General features: G+C 71.1%; 23 protein-coding genes and 1 pseudogene. 18 read left to right on the forward strand and 6 right to left on the reverse strand.

The window, feature by feature from the left end; all coding sequences use genetic code 11:
• Positions 1-5 precede the first annotated feature (5 nt).
• Genes JK363_RS42250 through purU form a run of 4 tightly spaced genes read left to right on the forward strand, consistent with a single transcriptional unit; the run spans position 6 to position 4639 of the window.
• The gene (locus JK363_RS42250) at positions 6-350 is read left to right on the forward strand and encodes a sarcosine oxidase subunit delta (RefSeq protein WP_236075695.1); all 345 of its coding nucleotides are present in this window, start codon (positions 6-8) and stop codon (positions 348-350) included.
• Positions 347-3208: a 2Fe-2S iron-sulfur cluster-binding protein gene (locus JK363_RS11605; protein WP_236075696.1), complete on the forward strand. Its 2862-nt coding sequence runs from the start codon at positions 347-349 to the stop codon at positions 3206-3208. The genes JK363_RS42250 and JK363_RS11605 overlap by 4 nt, the downstream gene beginning before the upstream one ends.
• Positions 3198-3788 (forward strand): sarcosine oxidase subunit gamma, encoded by a 591-nt coding sequence (locus JK363_RS11610; RefSeq protein ID WP_201874515.1) that lies wholly within the window; start codon positions 3198-3200, stop codon positions 3786-3788. Before JK363_RS11605 ends, JK363_RS11610 begins: the two co-directional genes overlap by 11 nt.
• A complete protein-coding gene (gene purU, locus JK363_RS11615; RefSeq protein WP_201874517.1) occupies positions 3785-4639 on the forward strand; it encodes a formyltetrahydrofolate deformylase in 855 nt (284 codons plus the stop codon). The genes JK363_RS11610 and purU overlap by 4 nt, the downstream gene beginning before the upstream one ends.
• A gap of 36 nt (positions 4640-4675) precedes the next feature.
• On the opposite strand, the gene JK363_RS11620 is transcribed toward purU, so the two are convergent.
• Positions 4676-5317 (reverse strand): hypothetical protein, encoded by a 642-nt coding sequence (locus tag JK363_RS11620; RefSeq protein ID WP_201874519.1) that lies wholly within the window; start codon positions 5315-5317, stop codon positions 4676-4678.
• Positions 5318-5415: 98 nt separating this feature from the next.
• Between JK363_RS11620 and JK363_RS11625 the strand changes: the two genes are divergently transcribed.
• Together JK363_RS11625 and JK363_RS11630 are read left to right on the forward strand one after the other, a co-directional pair.
• Positions 5416-5859, forward strand: coding sequence for a contact-dependent growth inhibition system immunity protein (locus JK363_RS11625; RefSeq protein WP_201874521.1), 444 nt, complete (start codon positions 5416-5418; stop codon positions 5857-5859).
• 14 nt (positions 5860-5873) lie between these two features.
• The gene (locus JK363_RS11630) at positions 5874-6659 is read left to right on the forward strand and encodes an N-acetyltransferase (RefSeq protein WP_307821689.1); all 786 of its coding nucleotides are present in this window, start codon (positions 5874-5876) and stop codon (positions 6657-6659) included.
• A gap of 46 nt (positions 6660-6705) precedes the next feature.
• Here the strand turns inward: JK363_RS11630 and JK363_RS11635 are convergent.
• Positions 6706-7203, reverse strand: a pseudogene (locus JK363_RS11635) (ADP-ribosylglycohydrolase family protein); the annotation flags it as partial.
• Positions 7204-7254: 51 nt separating this feature from the next.
• Between JK363_RS11635 and JK363_RS11640 the strand changes: the two are divergent.
• Positions 7255-7689 (forward strand): MarR family winged helix-turn-helix transcriptional regulator, encoded by a 435-nt coding sequence (locus tag JK363_RS11640; RefSeq protein WP_201874523.1) that lies wholly within the window; start codon positions 7255-7257, stop codon positions 7687-7689.
• Positions 7686-8123 carry a hypothetical protein gene (locus tag JK363_RS11645; protein ID WP_201874525.1) on the forward strand — a complete coding sequence of 146 codons (438 nt, stop codon included), beginning with the start codon at positions 7686-7688 and terminating at the stop codon, positions 8121-8123. Before JK363_RS11640 ends, JK363_RS11645 begins: the two co-directional genes overlap by 4 nt.
• A 15-nt stretch (positions 8124-8138) precedes the next feature.
• Here JK363_RS11645 and JK363_RS11650 read toward each other — a convergent pair whose 3' ends face one another.
• Both JK363_RS11650 and JK363_RS11655 read right to left on the reverse strand, forming a co-directional pair.
• The gene (locus JK363_RS11650; RefSeq protein WP_201874527.1) at positions 8139-8846 is read right to left on the reverse strand and encodes a B3/B4 domain-containing protein; all 708 of its coding nucleotides are present in this window, start codon (positions 8844-8846) and stop codon (positions 8139-8141) included.
• A gap of 8 nt (positions 8847-8854) precedes the next feature.
• Positions 8855-9466 (reverse strand): LysE family translocator, encoded by a 612-nt coding sequence (locus tag JK363_RS11655; protein ID WP_201874529.1) that lies wholly within the window; start codon positions 9464-9466, stop codon positions 8855-8857.
• Between the two features lie 29 nt (positions 9467-9495).
• On the opposite strand from JK363_RS11655, the gene pdxR reads away from it, so the two are divergent.
• The 3 genes from pdxR to JK363_RS11670 all read left to right on the forward strand — a co-directional run bounded on the left by pdxR (position 9496) and on the right by JK363_RS11670 (position 12137).
• Entirely contained in the window at positions 9496-10992 is a 1497-nt protein-coding gene (pdxR, locus tag JK363_RS11660) for a MocR-like pyridoxine biosynthesis transcription factor PdxR (protein WP_201874531.1), read from the forward strand.
• Positions 10993-11056: 64 nt separating this feature from the next.
• Positions 11057-11575 (forward strand): protein-tyrosine phosphatase family protein, encoded by a 519-nt coding sequence (locus JK363_RS11665; protein WP_236075697.1) that lies wholly within the window; start codon positions 11057-11059, stop codon positions 11573-11575.
• Positions 11576-11609: 34 nt separating this feature from the next.
• Positions 11610-12137, forward strand: coding sequence for a tetratricopeptide repeat protein (locus tag JK363_RS11670; protein WP_201874532.1), 528 nt, complete (start codon positions 11610-11612; stop codon positions 12135-12137).
• Between the two features lie 154 nt (positions 12138-12291).
• Here JK363_RS11670 and JK363_RS11675 read toward each other — a convergent pair whose 3' ends face one another.
• Positions 12292-13353 carry an enoyl-CoA hydratase/isomerase family protein gene (locus JK363_RS11675; protein ID WP_201874533.1) on the reverse strand — a complete coding sequence of 354 codons (1062 nt, stop codon included), beginning with the start codon at positions 13351-13353 and terminating at the stop codon, positions 12292-12294.
• Positions 13354-13521: 168 nt separating this feature from the next.
• On the opposite strand from JK363_RS11675, the gene JK363_RS11680 reads away from it, so the two are divergent.
• The 3 genes from JK363_RS11680 to JK363_RS11690 all read left to right on the forward strand — a co-directional run bounded on the left by JK363_RS11680 (position 13522) and on the right by JK363_RS11690 (position 16870).
• Positions 13522-13971 carry a 2-thiouracil desulfurase family protein gene (locus tag JK363_RS11680; protein WP_201874534.1) on the forward strand — a complete coding sequence of 150 codons (450 nt, stop codon included), beginning with the start codon at positions 13522-13524 and terminating at the stop codon, positions 13969-13971.
• A 420-nt stretch (positions 13972-14391) separates the two neighbouring features.
• On the forward strand, positions 14392-15417 hold the full coding sequence (locus JK363_RS11685; protein WP_201874535.1) for a DUF4331 family protein: 1026 nt from the start codon (positions 14392-14394) through the stop codon (positions 15415-15417).
• 163 nt (positions 15418-15580) lie between these two features.
• Complete coding sequence (locus JK363_RS11690; protein ID WP_201874536.1) at positions 15581-16870, forward strand: YncE family protein; 1290 nt, start codon at positions 15581-15583, stop codon at positions 16868-16870.
• Here the strand turns inward: JK363_RS11690 and yczE are convergent.
• Entirely contained in the window at positions 16782-17480 is a 699-nt protein-coding gene (gene yczE, locus JK363_RS11695) for a membrane protein YczE (RefSeq protein ID WP_201874537.1), read from the reverse strand. The genes JK363_RS11690 and yczE overlap by 89 nt on opposite strands.
• 73 nt (positions 17481-17553) lie before the next feature.
• Here yczE and yczR point away from each other — a divergent pair, with 73 nt between their 5' ends.
• The 4 genes from yczR (at position 17554) to melC2 (ending at position 23540) form a co-directional block, all read left to right on the forward strand.
• Entirely contained in the window at positions 17554-19041 is a 1488-nt protein-coding gene (gene yczR, locus JK363_RS11700; protein WP_201874539.1) for a MocR-like transcription factor YczR, read from the forward strand.
• A gap of 469 nt (positions 19042-19510) precedes the next feature.
• Positions 19511-21880 carry an ATP-binding SpoIIE family protein phosphatase gene (locus JK363_RS11705; RefSeq protein WP_201874541.1) on the forward strand — a complete coding sequence of 790 codons (2370 nt, stop codon included), beginning with the start codon at positions 19511-19513 and terminating at the stop codon, positions 21878-21880.
• Positions 21881-22227: 347 nt separating this feature from the next.
• The gene (gene melC1 / locus JK363_RS11710; RefSeq protein WP_201874543.1) at positions 22228-22677 is read left to right on the forward strand and encodes an apotyrosinase chaperone MelC1; all 450 of its coding nucleotides are present in this window, start codon (positions 22228-22230) and stop codon (positions 22675-22677) included.
• 44 nt (positions 22678-22721) lie between these two features.
• Positions 22722-23540 (forward strand): tyrosinase MelC2, encoded by an 819-nt coding sequence (gene melC2 / locus JK363_RS11715; RefSeq protein WP_201874545.1) that lies wholly within the window; start codon positions 22722-22724, stop codon positions 23538-23540.

Below are 23540 nucleotides of genomic sequence, written 5' to 3' on the forward strand. Positions count from 1 at the left end.
ACCCCATGCAGCTCATCGAGTGCCCCTGGTGCGGCGCACGCGAGGAAGCCGAGTTCCACTACGGCGGACAGGCGCATATCGCCCACCCCGAGGACCCGCACGCCCTGGACGACGAGCAGTGGGCCCAGTACGTGTTCTTCCGCGACAACCCCAAGGGGCCCTTCGCGGAGCGGTGGACACACGCCGCCGGATGCCGCCGCTGGTTCAACGCCGTGCGCGACACGGTCACCCATGAGTTCCTCGCGGTCTACCGCGTCGGTGACCCGCTCCCGCCCGCCGTCCGCACCGTCCTCGCCACCCGCACCGTCCCCGGCGCACAACCGCGGCAGGGCCAGGAGGCCACCCCATGAGCAATCCGTTCCGCACCGAGGACCACGGCCACATCGACCGCGGCACCACCCTCTCCTTCGTCTTCGACGGTGTGACGTACACCGGGCACCCGGGGGACACTCTCGCCTCGGCCCTGCTGGCCAACGGGGTGCACACGGTGGCCACCGGTATCAAGTACGGCCGGCCGCGCGGCATCATGGCCGCCGGTGTCGAGGAGCCCAACGCGCTGGTGCAGATCGAGGCGCCGTTCCCCGAGCCCATGCTCACCGCCACCACCGTGGAGCTCTACGACGGGCTGGTCGCGCGGGGGCTGGGCGGCCAGGGCAGACTGAGCGACCAGCCGGACCCGGCCCGCTACGACACCATGCACGCCCCCTGCGACGTCCTGGTCGTGGGCGCCGGACCGGCCGGACTCTCGGCGGCGCTCACCGCCGCCCGCTCCGGTGCCCGGGTGGTCCTGGTGGATGAACTCCCCATGCCGGGCGGCTCGTTGCTCAGCGGTCGGCAGACACTCGACGGTGCGGCGGCGACCGCGTGGGCCACGGCCGTCACGGACGAGCTGGCCGCCTGCCCCGATGTGACGGTGCTCAGCCGCACCACCGCCTTCGGCCACTACGACGACGGTCTGGTGCTCGCCCTGGAGAAGCGCACCGACCACCTCGGCGCCGCCGCGCCCGCCCATGTCTCACGGCAGCGGATCTGGCGGATCCGGGCCCGGCAGGTCGTCTATGCCACCGGGGCGTACGAGCGGCCCGTGGCCTTCGACAACAACGACCGCCCCGGCATCATGCTCGCCGGTTCGGCCCGTACCTACCTGGGCCGCTTCGGAGTGGTGGCCGGGCGGCGGGCCGTGGTGTTCACCACCAACGACTCCGCCTACCACGCCGTCCTCGACCTGGCCGACGCCGGTGTACGCATCGCCGCGGTCGTCGACGCGCGCGAGAGCGTGCCCGCCCGTCTGCTGGCCGCCTGCGCCGAACGCGGTATCGAGGTGCGTACCGGACATGTGGTGACCGGCACCAGCGGCATCGAACGGATCTCCCGCGCCCATGTCGCCCGCTTCGGCCATGACGGGCTCGGCGAACGCCAGGGCGTCGACTGCGACCTGCTGCTGGTGTCCGGCGGCTGGAACCCGGCGGTTGCCCTGTTCAGCCAGGCCGGCGGCGCGTTGGCCTACGACCCGGAGGCAGGTGCGTTCGTCCCCGCGGGCGCGCTGCCGACCGTGCGTACGGCCGGAGCGGCCCGGGGCACCACCAGCCTCGCCGGATGTCTGGCCGACGGGGTGGACGCCGTCACCCAGGCGCTGTCGGCGCTGGATCGCTCCGTGACACCGGCCCCGTCTCCGGCGGCGGCCGCGGCACCGCCCGCCGCACCGGGCCGGGTGCTGTGGCGGGTGCCCAGTCCGCAGGACGGGCCCGACGGTTCCCACCAGTTCGTCGACCTCCAGCGCGACGCCCTGGTCACGGATGTGTTCCGGGCCACCGGCGCGGGGCTGCGGTCGGTGGAGCACGTCAAGCGCTACACCACCATCGGCACCGCCCATGACCAGGGCCGCACCTCGGGCGTGCTGACCTCCGGCATCGTCGCCGAGGCGCTGGGCGTGGACATCGCCGAACTGGGCACCACCCGCTTCCGGCCGCCCGCCGTGCCGGTGGCCTTCGCCGCCTTCGCCGGGCGCAACCGCGGCGAGCTGTTCGACCCCGTCCGCGTCACCGCGCTGCACCCCTGGCATGTCGAGCACGGCGCGCTGTTCGAGGACGTCGGACAGTGGAAGCGCCCCTGGTACTACCCCCGCGAGGGCGAGACCATGGACGAGGCCGTGCTGCGCGAATGCCGGGCGGCGCGCGAGGGCGTCGCCATGATGGACGGCTCGACCCTCGGCAAGATCAACGTGCAGGGCCCGGACGCCGGTGTGCTGCTGGACCGGCTCTACACCAACCTGATGAGCACCCTGAAGCCCGGCCGGATCCGCTACGGCGTGATGTGCGGGGTCGACGGCATGGCCATGGACGACGGCACCGTGATCCGGGTCGCGGAGGAGGAGTTCTTCCTGACCACCACCACCGGCAACGCCGCCAGGGTGCTGGAGTGGATGGAGGAGTGGCTCCAGACCGAGTGGCCGGAACTGCGGGTGCACCTCACCTCCGTCACCGAGCACTGGGTGACCATCCCCCTGGTGGGACCCCGCTCCCGGGAGGTACTGGCGCTGGTCGCCCCCGAACTCGACGTCAGCAACGACGCCTTCCCGTTCATGTCCTGGCGCGACACCACCGTGGCCGGTGCCGCGGCCCGGGTCTGCCGGATCAGCTTCTCCGGTGAACTCGCCTACGAGATCAACGTACCCGCGTGGGACGGCATCGCGGTGTGGCGGGCCCTGTACGCGGCGGGCGCCCCGTTCGGCCTCACCACCTACGGCACCGAGACCATGCACGTGCTGCGCGCCGAGAAGGCGTATCCCATCATCGGTCAGGACACCGACGGCACCGTCACCCCGCAGGACCTCGGTATGTCCTGGGTGGTGTCCAAGAAGAAGGCCGACTTCGTGGGCAAGCGCTCCTTCGCCCGGCCGGAGAACCAGCGCGCCGACCGCAAGGAGCTGGTGGCGCTACTGCCCGCCGACGAGCGCAGGCTGCTGCCGGAGGGCGCCCAGATCATCGCCACCAGCACCGTCCCCGCGCCACCGGTGCCCATGCTCGGACATGTCACCTCCAGCTACCGCAGCGACGCCCTGGGAGGCACGTTCGCGCTGGCGCTCGTGCGGTCGGGGACCCGGCGGATCGGCGAAACCCTCTATGTGGCGCTGGACGGCGAGACCGTCCCGGTGACCGTGTCCGAGCCCGTGCTCTACGACAAGGAGGGAGCTCGCCGTGACGGTTGAGACGCCCGTACGCTTCAGCCCGCTGGACGGATGGCAGAACACCTTCGAGCGGCTGCCCGAGGGGCTGGACATCAGGGAGATCCCCTTCCTGACACAGCTCTCCCTCCGGGTGGAGCCCGGCAGCCCGGCGGCCCGAGCCGTTGAGGACACCTTGGGAATCGCCCTCCCCGGCCCCTCCTGCGCGGATATGTCCGGGGAGGTGAAGGCCCTGTGGCTGGGGCCGGACGAATGGCTTCTGGTGGCGCCTCCGGACCGGAGCCAGGACCTGGCCGGGCGACTGCGCGCGGCGATCGGCGACGCGTTCGCCACCGTCACCGATGTCTCCGCCCAGCGCACCACCCTGTCCCTCACCGGACAGCTCACCCGTGAGGTGCTGGCCCGTGGCTGCGCCATCGACCTGGACCCGCGGGTGACCCCGGTCGGCTCCTGTGTGACCACCCTGCTGGCACAGGCCGGGGTGTCGCTCGTGGTCAGGGGAGTCGGGGCGTCCAGCGTCTGGCTGCTGGTCCGTTCGTCCTTCGCCTCCTACGTCGCCACCTGGCTCGTCGACGCCTGCACGGAATACCGGGGTGGCTCATGACCGGCCGGTATCTGCTCACCCTCACCTGCTCCGAACGCCCCGGCGTCGTCCATGCCGTGACCTCGTTCCTGGTGCGGTACGGCTGCGACATCACCGAGCACCAGCAGTACGACGACACCGAGCACGGGAGTGTCTTTCTGCGCACCGCGTTCACCGCGCACGACGCGGAGCTCACTCTCGACCGGCTGCACACGGCCTTCGCACCGGTGGCGGCGGCCTTCGGCATGGAATGGCAGCTGTGGGACGCCGGGGCCAGGCCCCGGGTGCTGGTGATGGTGTCCAAGTTCGACCACTGTCTGGCGGATCTGCTCTACCGCTGGCGCAGCGGCGCCCTGGACGCGGAGCTGGTGCTGGTGGTGTCCAACCACCCCGACCTCGCCGGTACGGTGGAGGCCGCCGGTGTGCCGTACGCACACGTACCGGTCACCCCCGACACCAAGCCACGGGCCGAGGCCCGGCTGTTGGAGCTGATCGAGGAACACCGCGTCGATCTGGTGGTCCTCGCCCGCTATATGCAGGTGCTCTCGGACGATCTGTGCAAGCGGCTGGAGGGCCGCGCCATCAACATCCACCACTCCTTCCTGCCGAGTTTCGCCGGGGCCAAGCCCTACCACCAGGCGTACCGGCGCGGGGTGAAGTTCGTGGGCGCGACGGCCCACTACGTCACGGCCGACCTCGACGAAGGGCCGATCATCGAGCAGGAGGTGATCCGGGTGGACCACCGCGCCACCCCGGAGGACCTGGTCACCGTCGGCCGCGACGCCGAACGGCTGGCGCTGGCCCGCGCGGTCAACTGGCACTGCCAGGGGCGGGTGCTGCTGCACGGCAAGCGCACGGTGATCTTCAACTGACCGTCGGCCACCGGACCGGAGGCGCGGTGGCCACCGTCAGTCCAGGGTCAGCGCCCACTGGGCGGTGTCCCGGAAGTCGTCGCCCGGCGGCTGGACCTCGACGGTGACCGGCGTCGCCTTGGCACGGGCACGCACCCGCACCGGTACCCGCACACTCTCGTCCTCACCCAGCGACGGCCGGAGTCTGCGATTGGCCTCGTCGTCGTTGAGCCACTCGACGTCGGTGCCGTCGTCGGGCCCGTCGTAGTCGTAGGGGACCCCGGCGCGAACGATCAGCGGAGTGTCGGAGCCGGCGATGTCGGACACATAGGCGTCCGATCCCGTGCCGATGGGGCGCAACGCCGAGTCCGTGCCGTTCTCGTAGGTGATGGTGAACGCGTAGACCCGACTGCCCGGCTCACGGACCGGTTCGCTGACGGTCACGCGCAGCCCGTCCTCGTACTCGGCCGTGGCACCGGGCCCCAGATCCTCCTGGCCGCCCTCCAACTGCCCGTATCCGTCCAGCCCCTTCTCCAGCTCGGAGAGGCCCACCATGCCCAGGAGTGCCAGACAGCCGAGCACGACCATCGCCACGGCGCACCCCGACGTCTTCTTAGAGGGGCCCTCGGCGTCCCTGCCACGGGCGGTGGCCGTGTCCTGGCCGGAGTCGGTGTGCTCAAGGGCGTCCTGGCTGCTCATGGGGGTCACGCTAGAAGCCCCGAGCCCTGCTGACCTGAGTGCGCGTACTCAGAACACCACTGGGTACTTCCCGTACTCCATGGCGCTACCCTTCCCGGATGAGCCGACTGCTCCACCGCGACCGCACCCTGGAAGAACTGGACGGCGTCCGCTGGCCGGACCCGCCCGACAACGCCACCGGACTGGTGCGGACCGTGCACGCCCTACGGCAGCGGAAACTCGGCGCGCTCACCGTCGAGGACCTGCGCACCCTGATCGCCCAGAACGTCGGTCTGCCCTTTCTGCTGCCGCTGGCGCTCGAGGTGCTGCGGGACGATCCGCTGGCCGAGGCCCGGTATTACGAGGGCGATCTGCTCTCCGTGGTGCTGCGGTGCGACCCCGCCGTCTGGGCCATGCTCCCCGACGTCGCCGACGCACTACTGGCCGTCGTGTCCGGACTGCCCGCGCTGGAAGACCATCTCACGGGCGACGCCGAGCACTTCCTCGCCTCCCGTGGCGTGGCCGGGACGGCAAACCAGGTGGCCGGACCACACCGTCTCTGACACTGTTCCTCCTTGTGACAGACACCGGCACCCACAGCCACACCGACATCGACACGGTCGAGATCAGCCCGCTCAGCGACCGGCCGTCGCTGATCCCCCGGGTCTATGAGATCGCCGAGACATGGCCCGCCTTCATCGCGCATGAACCGGCGGCGAATGCCCTGCTCGGCCGGGTGGTGGAGGACTTCCCGCAGTACTGCGTGGTGGCCACCGACGGCGACCGCGTGGTGGCCCGAGGGCTGAGCGTGCCGTTCAACGCCGAGCTCGACGGGCGTGAGGAGATGCCCGACCGGGGGTGGGACCAGGTGCTGGTGTGGGCGTTCCGTGACCGGCACCACGGGCACCCGGCCACCGTGGTCGGTGCGCTCGAGATCACCATCGACTCCGCGTACCTCGGCCGCGGTCTGTCCCACCGCATGCTGGGGGCGCTGCGGGACGCCGTCGCGCGGCAGGGCCACCACGCCCTGCTGGCACCGGTCCGCCCGAACGCCAAGCATCTGCGACCGCGGCTGCCCATGACCGAGTACATCGGCCACCTCCGCGACGACGGTCTGCCGAGCGACCCGTGGCTACGGGTGCACGTCAAGGCGGGCGGCACCATCGAGAAGGTCGCCCCGGCATCCATGACGGTCAGCGGATCCCTGACCCAGTGGCGCCAGTGGACCGGTCTGCCCTTCGACCGCGACGGCGACACCGAGGTGCCGGGCGCGCTGGTCCCGGTGCGGTGCGACACCGCGCATGGCTACGCCGTCTACGTGGAACCGAATGTGTGGGTGCGGCACGCGGTGCGCACCGACTGACCCGTTGTCCCGACAGGACGAGGGCACGATCACACGCGTGCCGGACGTCCAGGCCGTAGCGCGCGCCGGCGAGCCCACCGGTGACCGCCGCGACGGTGTCGGTGTCCCCGCCGAGGTCGATCGCGGCGCGCACCGCCTCCTCGTGGCCCCCGGTGGTACGCAGCGCCCAGACGGCCGAGCCGAGGCAGGGCCAGACCGCACCGTTGAACTCGGTGGCCTCGTCGGGGTGCCAGTCGGGGGCGAGCACGGTGGCGTAGCGCTCCCGGTGTTGGGGGTGCACCAGGTCCGGGATGTCGGGGAGCGCGGCCAGGGGATCGGTGCCATCGAGCGCCAGCCGTACGATTTCATGGAAGACGGCGGTGCCCTCCCCGGCGGCGCGGTCGCCATGGGTGAGGGCGGCGATGCGGCGCGCCGCGTCCATGGTGGCCCGCTGACCGTCGCGGGAGAAGCGGACCGCCGACGTGGCCGCCCGCATCAGCGCGCCGTTGCCCGCCGCCCGGGCGTTGACCCGGAAGTGCGCGGCGGCGTCCGTGTCCCACGGAATCCGCGGCAACGGGCTTGCGGCAGATAGAACGAAATCGTAATATCCGAAATCGTGAAGTCCGAATCCGTATCATTCGAACCCTCGGCGCTCCTCGCACTCCAGCGCGCCACCCACGCCACGCTCCAGGTGCTCGCCGCGGAGCTGGTCGACCTCGATCTGACGGCCTCGGAGATCAACGCCCTGGCCAATCTCGCCGATGGGCAGGGCCGCACGGTGTCCCAGCTGGGTGCCGCCGTGGGTACCCGGCCCACCACGCTGACCAGCGTGCTGGACCGGCTCGAGCGCCGCGGGCACATCACCCGGGGCACCCGCGCCGGGGACCGGCGGTCCGTGCTCATCGAGCTGACGGACTCCGGCCGGCCGGCGGCCGCCACGATCCGGCGGACCCTTGCCGAGCTGGAGGAGCGGGCGCTCGGTGAGCTGCCGCCCGAGGCGGTCACCGGTTTCTACGCCGTCCTTCAGGCGCTGACGAAGGAGTCGTCATGACCGCGGAGCAACCCGCGTCCGCCTTCGACGCGTTGATGAGCGAGGTGATGGCCGGTACCGAGCACTTCGGCCATCGCCAGCACATCCACCTCACCTGGCTCGCCGTCCGGCGGTTCGGCACCGGGGCGGCGGTGGGCCTGGTCAGCGACGGTATCCGGCACACCGCCCGCTATGCCGGTGCACCGCAGAAGTACCACGCAACCGTCAGCCGGGCCTGGGTCGAGCTGGTGGGACACCATACGGCCACCACCCGGACCGCCGACTTCGACACCTTCGCCGAGCGCAATCCGGCACTGCTCGACAAACGGCTGCTCACCCGGTTCTACCGGCCCGCCACACTGGCGGCCCCGAGCGCCCGGACCGGCTGGGTCGAACCCGATCTCACGCCGTTCCCCTGGCAGTCCGCGCGGCCCACGAGCGGTACCGACGGGTGAGGACCCGTACGCGGCTCACTCCGCCAGATCGACCGGACCATCGGTGGGTGTGAGTGTCACCGTCGTGGGCGTCACCTTCCAGATCTCCGTCAGCTCGGCGGCCACCGTGGCGATGAGCTTGCCGACGTCCGCGGGAGCGCTGTCATGCAGGCCCTCGGAGACGATCAGGGCCGAGGCCGTGGTGTCCCGGACGACGGAGTGGCCGCTCTGCCGGTGGGTCCAACGACGCGCATGCGCACGGCCGGAGGCGTCGGCGAAGATCACCTCGCCGGGTTCCGGATGCTCCGTGCCGCCGGAGAACGACACGAACATCTCGTCGCCCACGGCATGACGGACCTCCAACGGCCCCGTGATGCAGGCCGTATCGAACACCCCCACCGGGATGGCGTACGCGACCGAGATCGCATTGCACAGATCCACCAGCGGATGGACCGAAGGCAGCGACCGCTCCTTGCGGTAGCGCCGCAACAGCGCCTCGGCCGCGTTCCGGTACTGCGTGGGTTTCACTCCCATCCGGGTGAACGCCCGCCGCCACGCCTGGATTTCGGCGAACTCACCTTCGGCGCCGTCGGCGAGACGCTCTTCCGCGACGGCGGTGTGCCGGGCGACGGCCGAAGCGACCATAGCGACAGGGACATCGGTGGTGATCCCGGTGACAAGGACGGCTCCGGAGACCAGCTCCGGATATTCGGCCCCGATCGCGGGCGAGTACAGAAAGCGCATGAGTGTCCTCAAGGATTGACCAGGGCCAGCTTGACGCTCAGACCGACGAACGAACCGGCGAACAGCCGGCGGATCCAGGCCAGCACCTTCGGACGCGCGATCACCTGATCGCGGACCGCCGCGGCGAAGGCGCCGTACCCGGCGAAGACCACAAACGTGGCCAGCATGAAGACACCGCTGAGGACCACCATGTGGGGGAGCGCATGGGGGTCGCCGGCGGACACGAACTGGGGGAGGAAGGCGACGAAGAACATGGTCAGCTTGGGGTTGAGCAGATTGATCAGGACGGCGGAGGAAACCACCCGGCCGCTGGGCCGCGGGCCGGACCCGGTTGCCACGCCGACTATCTGACGGTCTCTCAGCGTGGTCCACGCCATATACAGCAGATAGGCCACCCCGAGGTACTTCAGCACCTGGAACGCGACCGCGTTCGTGTGCAGCGCGGCCGCCAGGCCCAGCAGGGTGGCCGCCGCGTGCGGAACGGTGCCGAGGGTGCAGCCGAACGCGGCCGCGACACTGGCGCGCCGCCCGTGCGACAGCCCCGCCGACACGGTGTAGATGACGCCGGTTCCCGGGGTGGCCACCACGATGAGCGTGGTGAGGAGGAAGGCGATGCTCATGCGGTCACCCTGCCTGAGAGAATGGTCCGGTGAGGAGAGCCAAAGAAGGGTCGGTCAGCAGGTCCAAAGAGCCCGGCACCGACTTTCTGCAACTCGACATCGGCGACGCGCCCGCGCGCGGCCGCGCACGGTGGCTGGCCGAACGGCTCCGCACCGCCATCGCGGACGGCCGTCTCCCGGTAGGCAGCACACTGCCCGCGAGCCGACGGCTGGCCGCGGACCTCGGTGTCTCCCGCGGGGTGGTCACCGACGCCTATCAGCGGCTGGCGGAGGCGGGCCATGTCAGCGGCCACGGCCGCGGCGGCACCACCGTGGTGTCCGCCCCGGCGCTGCCGCGTCCCGAGCGGCCCGCGACACATCCCCCGTCGTCGGCGCTGTTCGGCCAGGCCCCGCCCGGCATCGACATCTTCGACCTGCTGCGCACCACACCGGCGCGGATCGATCTCTCACCCGGTCTGCCCGATCTCGCCGCCTTTCCGCGCGCGGCATGGCTCCGCGCCGAACGCGCCGTGCTGAACACCCTGGAGCCGTCCGCGTTCGGCTACAGCGACCCGGGCGGAACACCGGCCGTACGACGGTCCATCGCCAGATGGCTGGCGCTCAACCGCGGTATCCGTGTCGACGCGGACGAGGTCATCATCGTGGCCGGGGTCTCCCAGGCCCTCTCCCTGATCGCCCATGTGCTGCGGCAGGACGGGATCACCGGTATCGCCGTCGAGGACCCGTGCTCACTCGGTATCCGGCAGCATCTGAACTACTGGGGCATGGACACACCCCCGGTCCGGGTCGACGCCGACGGTCTGTGTGTCGACGAGCTGAGCGCAAGCGGCGCGCAGGCGGTCGTGCTCACCCCCGCACACCAGTTTCCGACCGGGGTGGTGCTCCACGGCGAGCGGCGCCGTCGGCTGGCCCAGTGGGCCGAGGGCGGCGGACTGATCATCGAGGACGACTACGACGCCGAGCACCGCTATGACCGCCCTCCTGTCTCGGCGCTGCGCGCCGCGCTGCCGGAACACGTCTTCTACACCGGATCCATCTCCAAACTCCTCGCCCCCGCCATGCGGTTGGGGTGGCTGCTCGCGCCGACGCGCTACCGCGACGACCTCGTCCTGGCCAAACGCAACAGCGACCTCGGCAACGCGGTACTGCCGCAGCTGGTACTGGCCGAGCTGCTGGACTCCGGAGAGCTGGAGCGCCAGTTGCGTCTGCTGCGCCGACGCCATGTGCACCGCCGGGACGTCATGATCGGGGCCATCGCAGGTCAGCTGCCCGGCACGGTGGTCCACGGGGCGGCGGCCGGTCTGCACCTCACGATCACGCTCCAGCCCGGGGTGGACGACGTCGGCCTCGCCGCCGCGGCGTTCGCGAGGGGTGTCAAAGTGCATCCGCTGTCCTGGTACGGCCAGCGGCCACTGCGCCCCGGGGTGGTCCTCGGCTACGCGGCATCCCCGCCGGGCGACATCGCGGAGGGCATCGCGGCACTCGGCGCCGCACTGCGCCGCCAAAGGGGAGGAAAGCCGCGGTAACACCCGGAGCCCTCGGCTACGTTGGCATCGAAGGGTCCACACAGCAGCACACCAAGGGGGCACAATGCCGTCCAGCCAATCGGACAACGGGCACGAGGACACGGCCGTGACGGACAGCGGAACGGAGCCGGCGCACGGGCCGGACTCGCCCCTCTGGGACCCCGAGGCCCCCGGGATCCTCCGACTGCCCTCCGGCCGCCTGGTGCGCGGCCGGGGGCTGCGCAACCCCCTGCCCACCGGACCGTCGCCCGCCTATGCGGTGTATCTGCTCGGCAAGCGGCCACCGGAGGTGGCCTGGGATTCCGACTGGCTCCGCTGGCCGGACTTCCGTCTCCCCAGCGACCGGGACCGCGCCGCCACCCTGCTCGGGGAGGTGTGGCGCCGCGCGGCGCACGAGCGGGTCGAGGTCGCCTGCGGAGGCGGCCGTGGCCGTACGGGCACGGCCCTGGCCTGCATCGCCGTCCTCGACGGCGTCCCGCCCGCCGAGGCGGTGGCCTTCGTACGGCAGCACTACGACAAGCACGCCGTCGAAACACCGTGGCAGCGCCGCTATGTGCGCCGCTTCGACGCCTCCCCCCGGTGATCGCCCGGCTGGTCCGGCTGCGACGATGTCCGCCATGAGCGACGAGGACACAGACGAGGGCACACACGAGGGCACACGAGACGAACAGCTGGCCGAGGCCGTGCGGTTGCGTGCACAGGGAGACCGCGAGCGGGCGCGGCAGCGGCTGGTGGCACTGTCCGCCGCGTATCCCGAGGACACCGAGATCGCGTACCAGGCGGCCTGGGCCCACGATGTGCTGGGACTGGAGGCCGAGGCGGTCCCGTTCTACGAACGCAGCCTCAGCACACCGGGGTTGTCGGCCGAGGACCGCCGTGGTGCGCTCCTCGGGCTCGGCAGCACCTACCGCGTACTCGGGCAGTACACCAAGGCGGTCGACACCCTGCGCCGTGGCGCGGAGGAGTTTCCGGAGGACGGCGCGTTCCCGGCCTTCCTGGCCATGGCCCTGTACAACACCGGTGACCACCACGAGGCCATGCGGCTGCTGCTCACCCTGCTCGCCACCACCAGTGACGATCCGTCGGTCCGGAGCTACCGGCGGGCCGTCGAGACATACGCCCAGGACCTGGACGCGACGGTCTGAGGGGCGTCGGCCAGGCCGCGGGGGAGGGGACGAGGGGCTCGTACCGCACCCTGATCAGAGCGAGCGTGGCGCACCTACGCTGAATTCGCGGGGGAGAACCCGCGGGTGCGACGGCGCCCGCGGGTCCCCGACGCGTCCGAAACACCCCCTCCGGTCAAGGCGAGTCGGTGGCCGCGAGGCGCAACTCCCCCTCGCCCAGCGGGGCGAAGAACGCCGCCACGTCCTCGTCCGTCACCCCGGCGAGGGTGGCGGGCGACCACCGCGGGCGGCGGTCCTTGTCGACCACCTGCGCGCGGATCCCCTCCACCAGGTCCGGGCTGGACAGCGTGGCACACGAGACGCGGTACTCCTGCTCCAGCACTCGCTCCAGCGGACCGAGGGTCCGGGCCCGGCGCAGCGCCTCCAGGGTCACCTTCAGCGCGGTGGGGGACCGGGTGAGCAGGGTCTCGGCAGTCTCCTTCGCCGCGGTGACGGACAGGGCGTGCAGCCGGTCCACGATCTCCTCGACCGTCCCGCCCGCGTACGCCTCGTCGATCCAGCCGCGCCCGCCGTCCAGTTCACCGGGCGGCGGTCGGCGCGCATAGCGGGGCAGCACCTCGTCCACGGAGGAACGGGCGAGGTCCGCCAGCAGCCGGGGCACCAGCTCCGACGGTACGAAGTGGTCCGCGAGCCCGCACAGCAGGGCGTCTGCCGCGCCCACCGCCCGGCCCGTCAGGGCCAGATGGGTGCCGAGCTCACCGGGGGCGCGACTGAGCAGATAGGTGCCGCCGACATCGGGGACGAAGCCGATACCGGTCTCGGGCATGGCGACCCGGGAGCGCTCCGTCACGATCCGCACGCTCCCGTGCGCGGAGACCCCGACGCCGCCGCCCATCACGATGCCGTCCATGACCGCCACATAGGGCTTCGGGAAACGGGCGATCCGGGCGTTGAGCCGGTACTCGTCGGCCCAGAAGGCCGCGGACGCCGTCCCCCCGGCGCGGGCGTCCGCGTGGACGGCCACGATGTCACCACCCGCGCACAACCCGCGTTCGCCCGCACCCGTGATGACCACGGTCTTCACGGCCGGGTCACTCTCCCAGGCGGCGAGCGCCCGGTCGATACGGGTCACCATGGAGTGCGTCAGGGCGTTGAGGGACTTCGGCCGGTTGAGCATGAGATGGGCCGTGTGTCCTTCGATGTGCAAGCGCACCTGCTCGTCGTCGGCCGCCGTCATCGGGTCGCCCCCGTCGGGCCGGTCTGCGCACGGGGCGCGGTGAAACGCATGATCTCGTCGATTCCTTCCGGAGTCCGGTGCGGCCATGGATCGCGGACGACCTGTGCGACGCCACACGTCCGCGTCCATCCTGCCCATGCCCGCGGCGCCGCGGCTAGCCTTGGCGGAATGACAGCAATCTTGGTCAGCGCGTGTCTGCGCGGGGTGCCCTGCCGGTACGACGGGCGTCACAAGGCGGTGTCTGAGCTGGACGAGGCGGTGGCCGGGCGCGATGTGGTGTCCTTCTGCCCGGAGGTGGCGGGCGGGCTCATCACCCCGCGACGGCCCGCGGAGCTGGTGGGCGGTGATGGCCACGACGTCCTCGACGGTACGGCACGGGTGGTCGACGACAGCGGCCGTGATGTCACCGCCGCGTTCGTGGACGGCGCCCGGCGTGCCCTCGAGGCGGCCCGGCAGGGAGGCTGCACCGAAGCCCTGCTGATGCCGCGCAGCCCGTCGTGCGGCCGGGGCGCGGTGTACGACGGGTCGTTCTCCGGGGAGCTGACACCGGGCGACGGCGTGACGGCCGCGTTGTTCGCGCGCAACGGCATCACCGTGCGGCCCGCGCCGGGGGTGTGAGCCCCGGCCCCGGGGGGTGAGGCGCTGCCTGGCTTCTCCTCGGCCCACGCAGGTCAGCGCGGAGTTGTCAGCCCTGCCCCAGTCGGCGGCGGGGCGGGTGCCCGCCAGGAGGAAGCCGCGTCGTTCTCGGCCGTGGTGACCGTGTTCCGGTCCGGCCCGGCCCGGTCCTCATTCCTTACTGGCGCGTTCATCGTTCGAAGGTCAACCGCGGAGCGCCGTCACTGTGCACTTCTCTCCTCGCCGTCCGTGTCACCGGTGCCTAGTGTCCTGAGCGAACCACGGCGGCCGCACCCTGCCGTCCGGTCTCATTTCCCATGACGGACGCGGGCGTTGCCCCGCCTCGCACGGTGCGTCCCCCTCGTCGTACGGCACGGCGACGTCCGGCCGAGCGATCCCCGACCAGCAGAACAGGACCCCTTGATGAGTCATCACCACGACTCGCTGCTCGCCCGTCAGGACCCACGGCTCGACATCAGTGATGTGTATCTGTTCCGTGGTTCCTCCGGGACCGTCTTCGTCGTCAACGTCAATCCGCTCTCCGGGGAGGGTGGTTTCCACGACGACGAGAGCCTCTACGAGATCAAGGTGGACACCGACGGGGACGCCGTCGAGGACCTCACCTACCGCTTCACCTTCGGTACCCCGGACACCGATGGCACCCAGCGGTGGGAGCTGCGCCGCCTCACCGGCGCCGCCGCGCGCGATCGCTTCGCCGACGGCGAGGTGCTGATGTCGGGGCTCACCGGGGAGTCCGCCGGGACGGCCGAGGGGCTGCGGGTGTGGGCGGGCCGGGCCGGTGACCCCTTCTGGATCGAGGGCTCGGTGGTGACGGCGGTGAAGACCGGTATCGCCCAGGGCGCAGTGCCCGATCTGTCGGGCTTAGACCCGGCCGCTGCGGTGAACCTCTTCGCGGACACCCATGTCCACTCGATCGTTCTGGAGGTGCCCGACCACGCCCTCGGCGGCGCCGGAGCCGCCATCGGCTTCTGGGCGACCACCGTGCTCGCCACCGACGCGGGCGGCTGGCGGCAGATCAACCGCTGTGCCCATCCGCTGCTCAACACCCTCTTCGACCTCGAAGAGCCGGAGCGCCACATCGACTTCAACGCCACCGAGCCCGCCGAGGACCGCGACCGCTATGGGCCGGAGCTCCTCCGCGCCACCGAGCGGGCCGTCGCGGCCACCGGTGCCGCGCCCGACCCGGCCGCGTACGCCGCCCGGCTGCGGGATCTGCTGCTGCCGGACATCCTGCGCTACGAGGTGGGCAGCGAGGCCCGCTTCGGTGTTGAGGTACGCAACGGACGCGCCCTGACGGACTGTGTCCCCGAGGCGATGTTCCAGCTGGTGCTGGGCGTACCCGTCGGGATGGCGCTGGGCGCGAGCGCCGCCACGGGGACACCGCGTGACGTATTCCCCTATCTGTCCGCGCCGGTGCTCGAGCGCTGACCGCGCGGCCGGTCCACCCGCGCAGTACGGCGGTCAGGTTCCACCCGGGACGATCCGGCGAAGGTGAGTCCATGTCACTTTTTCTGTCCAGGCTCTTGTGGCAGCCGCCTTCGCTCATTACTTTCCGGTAGGCCCCGGTGTTGGCCCAACTGGAGGAGTGGTCATGTCTGTTCGCGCGGTCCGGCGCAGCCGTAGGTCTCTGCGCACGCTCGTCTCTCTCGCCGCCGTCACGGTGCTGGCGGTGACCGGATCCGCGACGGCCACGGTCACCGCCGCCGCGCAGCCCGCGTCGGCACCGGCCGGGCTGCGTGAGGTGATGTTCGTGGGCAACAACTGGGACGGCACCGCCGATGTCATCGCCTCCAAGGGCGACTTCGGCAGAATCGGCCGTGTCAATGTCATCCCGGACAAGGAAGAGCGACTCAGGGAGATTTATCTCAACCCCATCAAACTGGCGTTCTTCCTGGGCATCCGGCAGGGGCCGGGGGAGGGGCACGACCAGTTCGTCGACGACATGTACTCCACTCCGGACGGTTCCGCCATCGTCGTCTCCCGCCCCAGTTTCGCCGACGTGGTGTCCATCGACCTCAAGACCGGCGCCCTCAAGTGGCGCTTCCCGGTTTCGGGATTCCGCTCGGACCACATGGCGGTGTCGCCCGACGGCAAGCGTGTGGCGGTGTCGGCCTCGACGTCCAACACCGTGCATGTGCTCGACATCGAGACGGGCAAGCAGCTCGGATCGTTCGCCACGGGCGACAAGCCCCATGAGAACGTCTTCACGGACGGCGGAAAGTACGTGTGGAACATGTCCATCGGCGAGGTCAACACCGCGCTGGACGAACCCTGGCTGGACTGGACGAAGGGCGACCGGCGCATCACCGTGGTGGACGCGCACACCTTCAAGCAGGTCAAGGTCATCGACATGCGCGAACGGCTCGACGCTTTCGGCCGCAAGGACCTGTCCGACGCCGTCCGGCCGGTGGCCTTCACCCCCGATGGGTCCAAGCTCTACTTCCAGGTGTCCTTCTTCAACGGCTTCCTGGAGTACGACGTGGCCTCCGATCGCATCACCCGCTCCAAGACGCTCCCGAAGAACCCGGACACCAGCGAGGACCGCACCACCTGGGTCAATGACTCCCGCCACCACGGTCTGTCCATGAGCCCGGACGGCACCAAGCTGTGCGTCGCGGGGACGATGGACGACTACGCCACCGTCGTCGACCGCGCCACACTCCGCGAAGGCCCCCTGGTGACCGCGTCGAAGCCGTACTGGGCCACGGTGAGCGGCGACGGCCGGGCCTGTGTCATCTCCGAGAGCGGCGCCGACCGGGTCACCGCGATCGACTTCGCCACCGGGGAGAAGGTCACGTCCGTGCAGGTCGGGGACCATCCGCAGCGGGTGCGCATCGGCCATGTGGCGGCCGACTGGACGGGGCCGTCGAGCGGTAGGTGAACCGCGGCAGCAGCGCCTGGGTGACCGGGCCGACGGTGGCCGCGTAGAGCACCGTGCCCACGCCCACCGTCCCGCCGAGCAGCCAGCCGAGCGCGAGCACCGTGAGCTCCATCAGGGTGCGGACGAACCGCAGGGAACGCCCGGTGGCGGCGGACGCGCCCGTCATCAGCCCGTCGCGCGGCCCCGGCCCCAACCGGGCGCCGACGTACACCGCCACCGACAGCCCGTTGAGCAGCACTCCGCCGATGAGCAGCGGCACCCGGGCGGAGAGGCCGAGATCCGGCGGGATCAGCGCCAGGCCGAGATCCGACGTACCCGCCAGGACGGCGATGTTGGCCACCGTGCCGAAGCGCGGCCGCTGCTTCAGCGGGATCCAGAGCAGCAGCACCAGCACACCGAGTACGGCGTTGACCGCGCCGAAGCTCAGTCCGGTGTGCCCGGACACCCCCTCATAGAGCACGCTCCAGGGATTCACCCCCAGCGAGGAACGGACCATGAGCGACAGGCTGAAGCCGTACAGCGCCAGCCCGGTGAAGAGCTGGGGGAGGCGGCGCAGCGGACGCTCGCCGAGTGGCAGGTAGCCGAGCGGAGGCGGAGGTTTCAAGGCCATGGACAGTGAGTCTGTACAGTGATTGGCCTGCACAACATGGCCAATCTCGGGGGAGTGGCGGGAAGTGGCGGAAATGGACGCACTGCACCGGCGGCGGAGCGGAGACCAGGCCGGCCGGACCGGCGGAACACTGGGAAGCGGGCAACTGGCCGCGATGCTGCCCGACCTGGCGGGCGTGAGGCCCGCCTTCCGCCATCTGGCGCGGGAGATCAGCGCACTCATCCTCGACGGGCGGATCGCCCTGCACGTACGGCTCCCGGCCGAACGGGAACTGGCCGCCGTCCTGAACACCAGCCGGGCCACCGTCACCGCCGGGTACGACCTGCTGCGGACGAGCGGTTACGCCTACAGCCGCCAGGGCGCCGGTACCTGGACGGCGCTGCCGGAAGGCCGCACCCCGCACGGCGTGGCCCGGGTACTGGCACCTCCGGACATCGCCATCGACCTGGCCAGGGCCGCCCCCGTGCTGCCGGAGCGGACCCTGTCCGACGCGCTCGTCCACATCGCCCCGCAACTGGCCCACCACGCGGAGACCCCCGGCTACCACCCCTACGGCCTCCCCGAGCTCCGGGCCGCCGTCGCCGACCGGTTCACCCGCCGCGGCCTGGCCACCCGGCCCGAACAGATCCTGGTGACCTCCGGCGCCCAGCACGCCCTCACCCTGATCGTGGGACTGCTCTGCGGGTCCGGCGACCGCGTCATGGTGGAGAACCCGTCGTACCCCAACGCCCTGGAGGCCCTGCGCCGGGCCCGGCTGCGCACCGTGTCCGTACCGGTGGCCGACACCGGCTGGGACATCGGCATCATGGAATCGACCCTCCGTCAGGTCGTGCCCCAACTGGCCTATCTGATACCGGACTTCCACAACCCCACCGGCGCCCTGATGCCCGAGGAGGAACGCGCGCGGGTGCTGCGTGCTGTCGAACGCTCCGGCATCTGGCTGGTCGTCGACGAGACCCTGACCGACATCGCCCTCGATCTGCCCGTCCCGCCGCCCTTCGCCTCCCACGCCGGGCCCGGTGGCGGTGGCCAGGTCCTCACGATCGGCTCGATGAGCAAGACCCACTGGGGCGGTCTGCGCATCGGCTGGCTGCGCGCTCCCGCCCGGCTGGTGACCGAACTCGCCGGGCAGCGGGTGGCCAACGACATGGGTGGCTCGGTGGTGGATCAGCTGCTGGCCCTCCACCTTCTGGCCCGGGAGGACGAACTGCTGCCGCCCCGCCTCGAGCAACTGCGCACCCGGCGCGCCGCCCTGGGCGAAGCCCTCACCGCGCACCTTCCGGGCTGGAGCTGGCGGATGCCGCCCGGCGGGCTGTCCCTCTGGGTGGACCTCGGGGAGCCGCTCGCCTCACCGCTGGCGGAGCGGGCGGAGGAATGCGGGGTGCGGATCGAGGGCGGTGGCCGTTTCGCCACCCACCCCGGTGTCTTCGAGCAGCGGCTGCGCATCCCGTACACCCTCCCGCCCGACACCCTGCGGGAGGCTGTGCAGCGGATGGCCACCGCTCTTGCGGGCGGTCTGCCGCTGCCGTCCACCGCACGGCAGTCGCACTGGATCGCCTGACCGATGTCATCGCTGGTCAACGGCGTGGTCCAGCAGAATTCGAACGCAATTCGAACGCAGGATCGCAATGTCGACCGCACCTATGGAACGCTTCACAACTACGGCATAGTGGAACACGCATTCTGGTGAGGCCGACCGAGCAGACGGAGCTTCCCCAGAGGTCACCACGCCGCTTCCGCGACCGATGGCGCGGCCCGGTGGCACGCTCCGTCGCGGAGCATGCCCCACAGGACAGGGACGCGACGGCGAGCGGCGCGCCGGCAGTGCCCGCTCAAGCCTCTCCCGCGCGGCCACCGCGGATCAGCGCCCGCCCGCGGACGCACGCGCCACCGCGCCACCGCGCCACCGCACCAACCACGCCACCGTCGACGCCGGACGTGAGCCCCGAGCCACCCCGGCGGCGAGCGACCCGTGCCACCGGACCGCCGAGCCCCGCCCCGAGCCCCCGGAGCAGTGAGGACAGCCGCAGATGGACACCACCACCGACAGTGCGGGTGATCGTGGCTTCTGCCTCGATCGTGTGGTGTCCGTGGTCCTGGACGGCGCGGGTGCGGTCACGCACTGGTCCGCCGCCGCGACGGACCTCCTCGGGCTGTCCGCCGCCGATGCCGTGGGGCGACCGGTCACCGAACTGCTCCTGGAGTGCCCGGAGGAACGGGGTGTCCCGGAGCTTCCCGCGAGCGGCCGGACTCGGTTGCGGCACACCACGCGTGGACCGGTGGACATCGTCTTCCGTACCGCACCGCTGGACGGCGGCGGCTCCGTGCTGCTCGCCGCCCCCGCGGACACCGCGGCCGAGTGGGGGCAGGGTGTGGCGCTGCTGCGGGCGCTGTTCGCCCAGGACGGTGTCGGGGTGGCGGTCCACGACACGGATCTGAACGTCCTCAGCGTCCACGCCCCCTCCGGGCGGCTGCCGGGGGCGGACGCGGTCCGCGGGCGGCTGGCCGAGGTGGTGGAGGGGCCGGGTGTGCCGTCCTTCCGGGCCGTTCTGTGCGAGGTGTTGGACACCGGCCACGCGGTCATCGACCGTGAGCAGCCCCTGAGCACACCGGACGGGGAGCGCGAGGTGGCCCAGTGTGCGTTCCGCCTGGACGACGCGCGCGGTGTGCCGACCGGGGTGATGAGCCTCTTCCGGGACACCACCGAACAGAAGCGGGTGCGCGACCACCTCGAACTGCTCCGTGACTCCGCTTCCCGGATCAGCACCTCGCTCGATGTGGTCCGGGTCGCCGAGGCTCTGGTGGACGTACTCGTCCCGGGTCTGGGCGATCTCGCGACGGTGGACCTGCACGAGTCCGTGCTCGCCGGTGACGAACCGCCGAGGATGTTCGGCGGCGGAAAGCAGCGTCTGGTCCGGGTGGCGGGTGCCACCGCCGCCGGGATTTGGCCCGATGGACTGCTCACCACCGGAACCAGCTATCCGCCGCTGCCGGACAACGACGATCTGCGCACGGTCCAGGGTGGCGCCGCCATCATCACGGACCGCGCGGGTGCCATCCGGGCCGTCGGCCCGGAACAGGAGCGTCTGTTCATCCCGGACGGCGGCCATGCGCTGGCGGTCGCCCCGCTGCGGGCGCGCGGTCTGGTGCTGGGTCTGGTGGCCGTATGGCGCACCGACCACCCCGAGGCGTTCGCCGAGGACGAACGGGTGCTGCTCACGGAGATCTGCTCCCGGGCCGCGCTCGGCATCGACAACGCACGGCGTTTCACCCGGGAGCACCGGGCGGCGGTGGCCTTGCAGCAGCGGCTGCTGCCGCGGGCGGTGACCGACACCCTGGCGGCGGAGACGGCGGGAAGCTATCTGCCCGCCAGTGGCGGAGCGGGTATCAGCGGCGACTGGTTCGATGTCATCCCGCTGCCCTGTCTGCGGGTGGCGTTCGTCGTCGGGGACGTCATCGGCCACGGACTTCCGGCCACCGCGGCCATGGGCAGGCTGCGCACCGCCATCCAGACCCTCGCCGCCCTGGAGCTGGATCCGGACGACCTGCTGTCCCGGGTGGAGGACCTGGTCGAGCAACTCGCGGCCGAGGCCCCGCAGGAACAGCGGGACGCGGTCGGTGCCACGTGTCTGATCGGTGTCTACGACCCGGTGGACCGCCAGTGCACCCTGGCGAGTGCGGGACATCCGCCACCGGCGGTGGTGGCCCCCGACGGCACCACCCGCTTCGTCGACCTCTCGCCCGGCCCGCCGCTCGGTGTCGGCGGGATGCCGTTCGAACCCGTCACCATCGAGCTGCCGCCGGGCAGCGTCCTCGCGCTGTACACGGATGGGCTGGTCCGACGTGACCGGGTCGACCTGGAGACGGGGATGGAGCGGCTGCGGAGCGAACTGGCCGCGCAGTGCCGCCCGCACCGGCCCCTGGACGAGATCAGCGCCGCGCTGCTGGACGGTGCCGACGACGAGCGGCAGACCGACGACACCGCCCTGCTGCTCGCCCGCACCCGCACCTCCCCGCTGTGGACCGTCGCGAGCTGGGAGTACCCCGCGGACCCCGCCTCGGTGGCCCGGGCGAGAAGGGCGACCGCCGACCAGCTCGCCACCTGGGGGCTGCAGGAGCTGGCGTTCACCACGGAACTGATCGTCAGCGAGCTGGTCACCAATGCGGTCCGGTACGCGGGCGGGCCGATCGGGGTGCGGCTGATCCGGGAGAACCACCTCATCTGCGAGGTCACCGACCCCAGCAGCACCCAGCCCCGGCTGCGCAGGGCCGGGGACACCGACGAGGGCGGCCGTGGGCTGTTCCTGGTGGCTCAGATGTCCAGCCGGTGGGGCAGCCGCTACAGCCGTCGTGGCAAGACCATCTGGACCGAGCAGGCGGTACCGCCGGACCACGGCTGACCCTTGTGTGACCCCCTTGCCGGGGTGTGCGAAACCAAACCCCGGCGTGCCCGGAAGCCCCTGGAATCGCGCCGAGTTGTGACCGTGGGGTGATTCACGGTTACGGCGGAGCGAGAAGAAGATCAGCGGTCGGGAGCGATCCCAGGCGCGGAATATCCTGTTCCATAACGGCGGGTGACCAGGGTCGCTGTGATCATCCGCCGTTGAATTCTGCACCGTCCGACAGGTGTTGTCTCGTTCGTTGCTTCGTTCATCGCCTCGACTTGATGATCCGTTCGACCCTGCCAGCATGTGGCGGCGCGGGCCGGATCGCGGCCCGAACCCCCAGCGAACGAATGGAGTCGACCATGTCGTGTCCCACCCGGCGCCGGGTGCTGCACCGTGGTGTCGCGGGTCTGGCCGGAGCGGTGCTCGCCGGACCGGTTGCGGCGGCCACCACACCGGACGCCTTCGCCGCCCCCCGTTCCACCGGTGGCACGGAACACGCGAAGGCACACCGGCGTCCCGCGGACGACGAGATGCCGGAGCCCTTCGACGAGATGTACCAGGGCCGCCATATCGAGGGCTGGCCGGAGGAGGGAGACCACGGCGGTCACGGCGGCCACGGCGGTCCGCACGAGGGCATGGAGTTCGTCGTCCGGATCGACAACGACGATCTGCACGTCATGCGGAACGTGGACGGCACCTGGGTGAGTCTGGTGAACCACTACGAGACCTTCCCCGCGCCGCGCGGTGTGGCGCGGGCGGCCGTGCGTGAACTCAACGGTGCCGATCTGGTCCCCGTGGTGACCGGCTGAGGCCCACCGTCCGGCGTCCCCCACACCCGAGGAGTCCTCGACACATGGCAGTCCGGAAGAACCAGGCCAACCTCACCACCACCGAGAAGCGCAACTTCGTCGACGCGGTGCTCGAACTCAAGCGCACCGGCCGCTACGACGAGTTCATCAGCACCCACAACGCCTTCATCATCTCCGACACCGACAACGGGGAGCGGACCGGACACCGTTCGCCGTCCTTCCTGCCCTGGCACCGCAAGTTCCTGCTGGAGTTCGAGGCGGCCCTCCAGAGCATCACACCATCGGTCACCCTGCCCTACTGGGACTGGACCGTGGACCGCTCACCTCGCAGCTCCCTGTGGGCCGACGACTTCCTCGGCGGCGACGGGCGCAGCGGTGACGGCCGGGTGACCACCGGGGAGTTCGCCTTCGGCAGCGGCAAGTGGCCGATGAACATACGGGTGGACGGCCGCACCTTCCTGCGCCGTACGCTCGGCGCAGGGGTCCGCGATCTGCCCACCCGCGCCGAGGTGGACCGGGTGCTCGCCCTGACCACCTATGACGCCGCCCCGTGGAACAGTTCCTCGGACGGCTTCCGCAACTATGTGGAGGGCTGGCGCGGCCCCAATCTGCACAACCGGGTGCATGTGTGGGTCGGTGGCCAGATGGTCACCGGGGCCTCGCCCAACGATCCGGTGTTCTGGCTGCACCACTGTTTCATCGACAAGCTCTGGGTCGACTGGCAGCGGCTGCACCCGCGGTCGGGGTATCTGCCGACCGACGGCACCGAGGAGGTCGTCGGCCTGAACGACACCATGAAGCCGTGGAACGACGTCACCCCGGCCGATCTGCTGGACCACACCAGGTTCTACACCTACGAATGA

The sequence above is a fragment of the Streptomyces coffeae genome, assembly GCF_016741875.1.
Lineage (GTDB): Bacteria > Actinomycetota > Actinomycetes > Streptomycetales > Streptomycetaceae > Streptomyces > Streptomyces coffeae.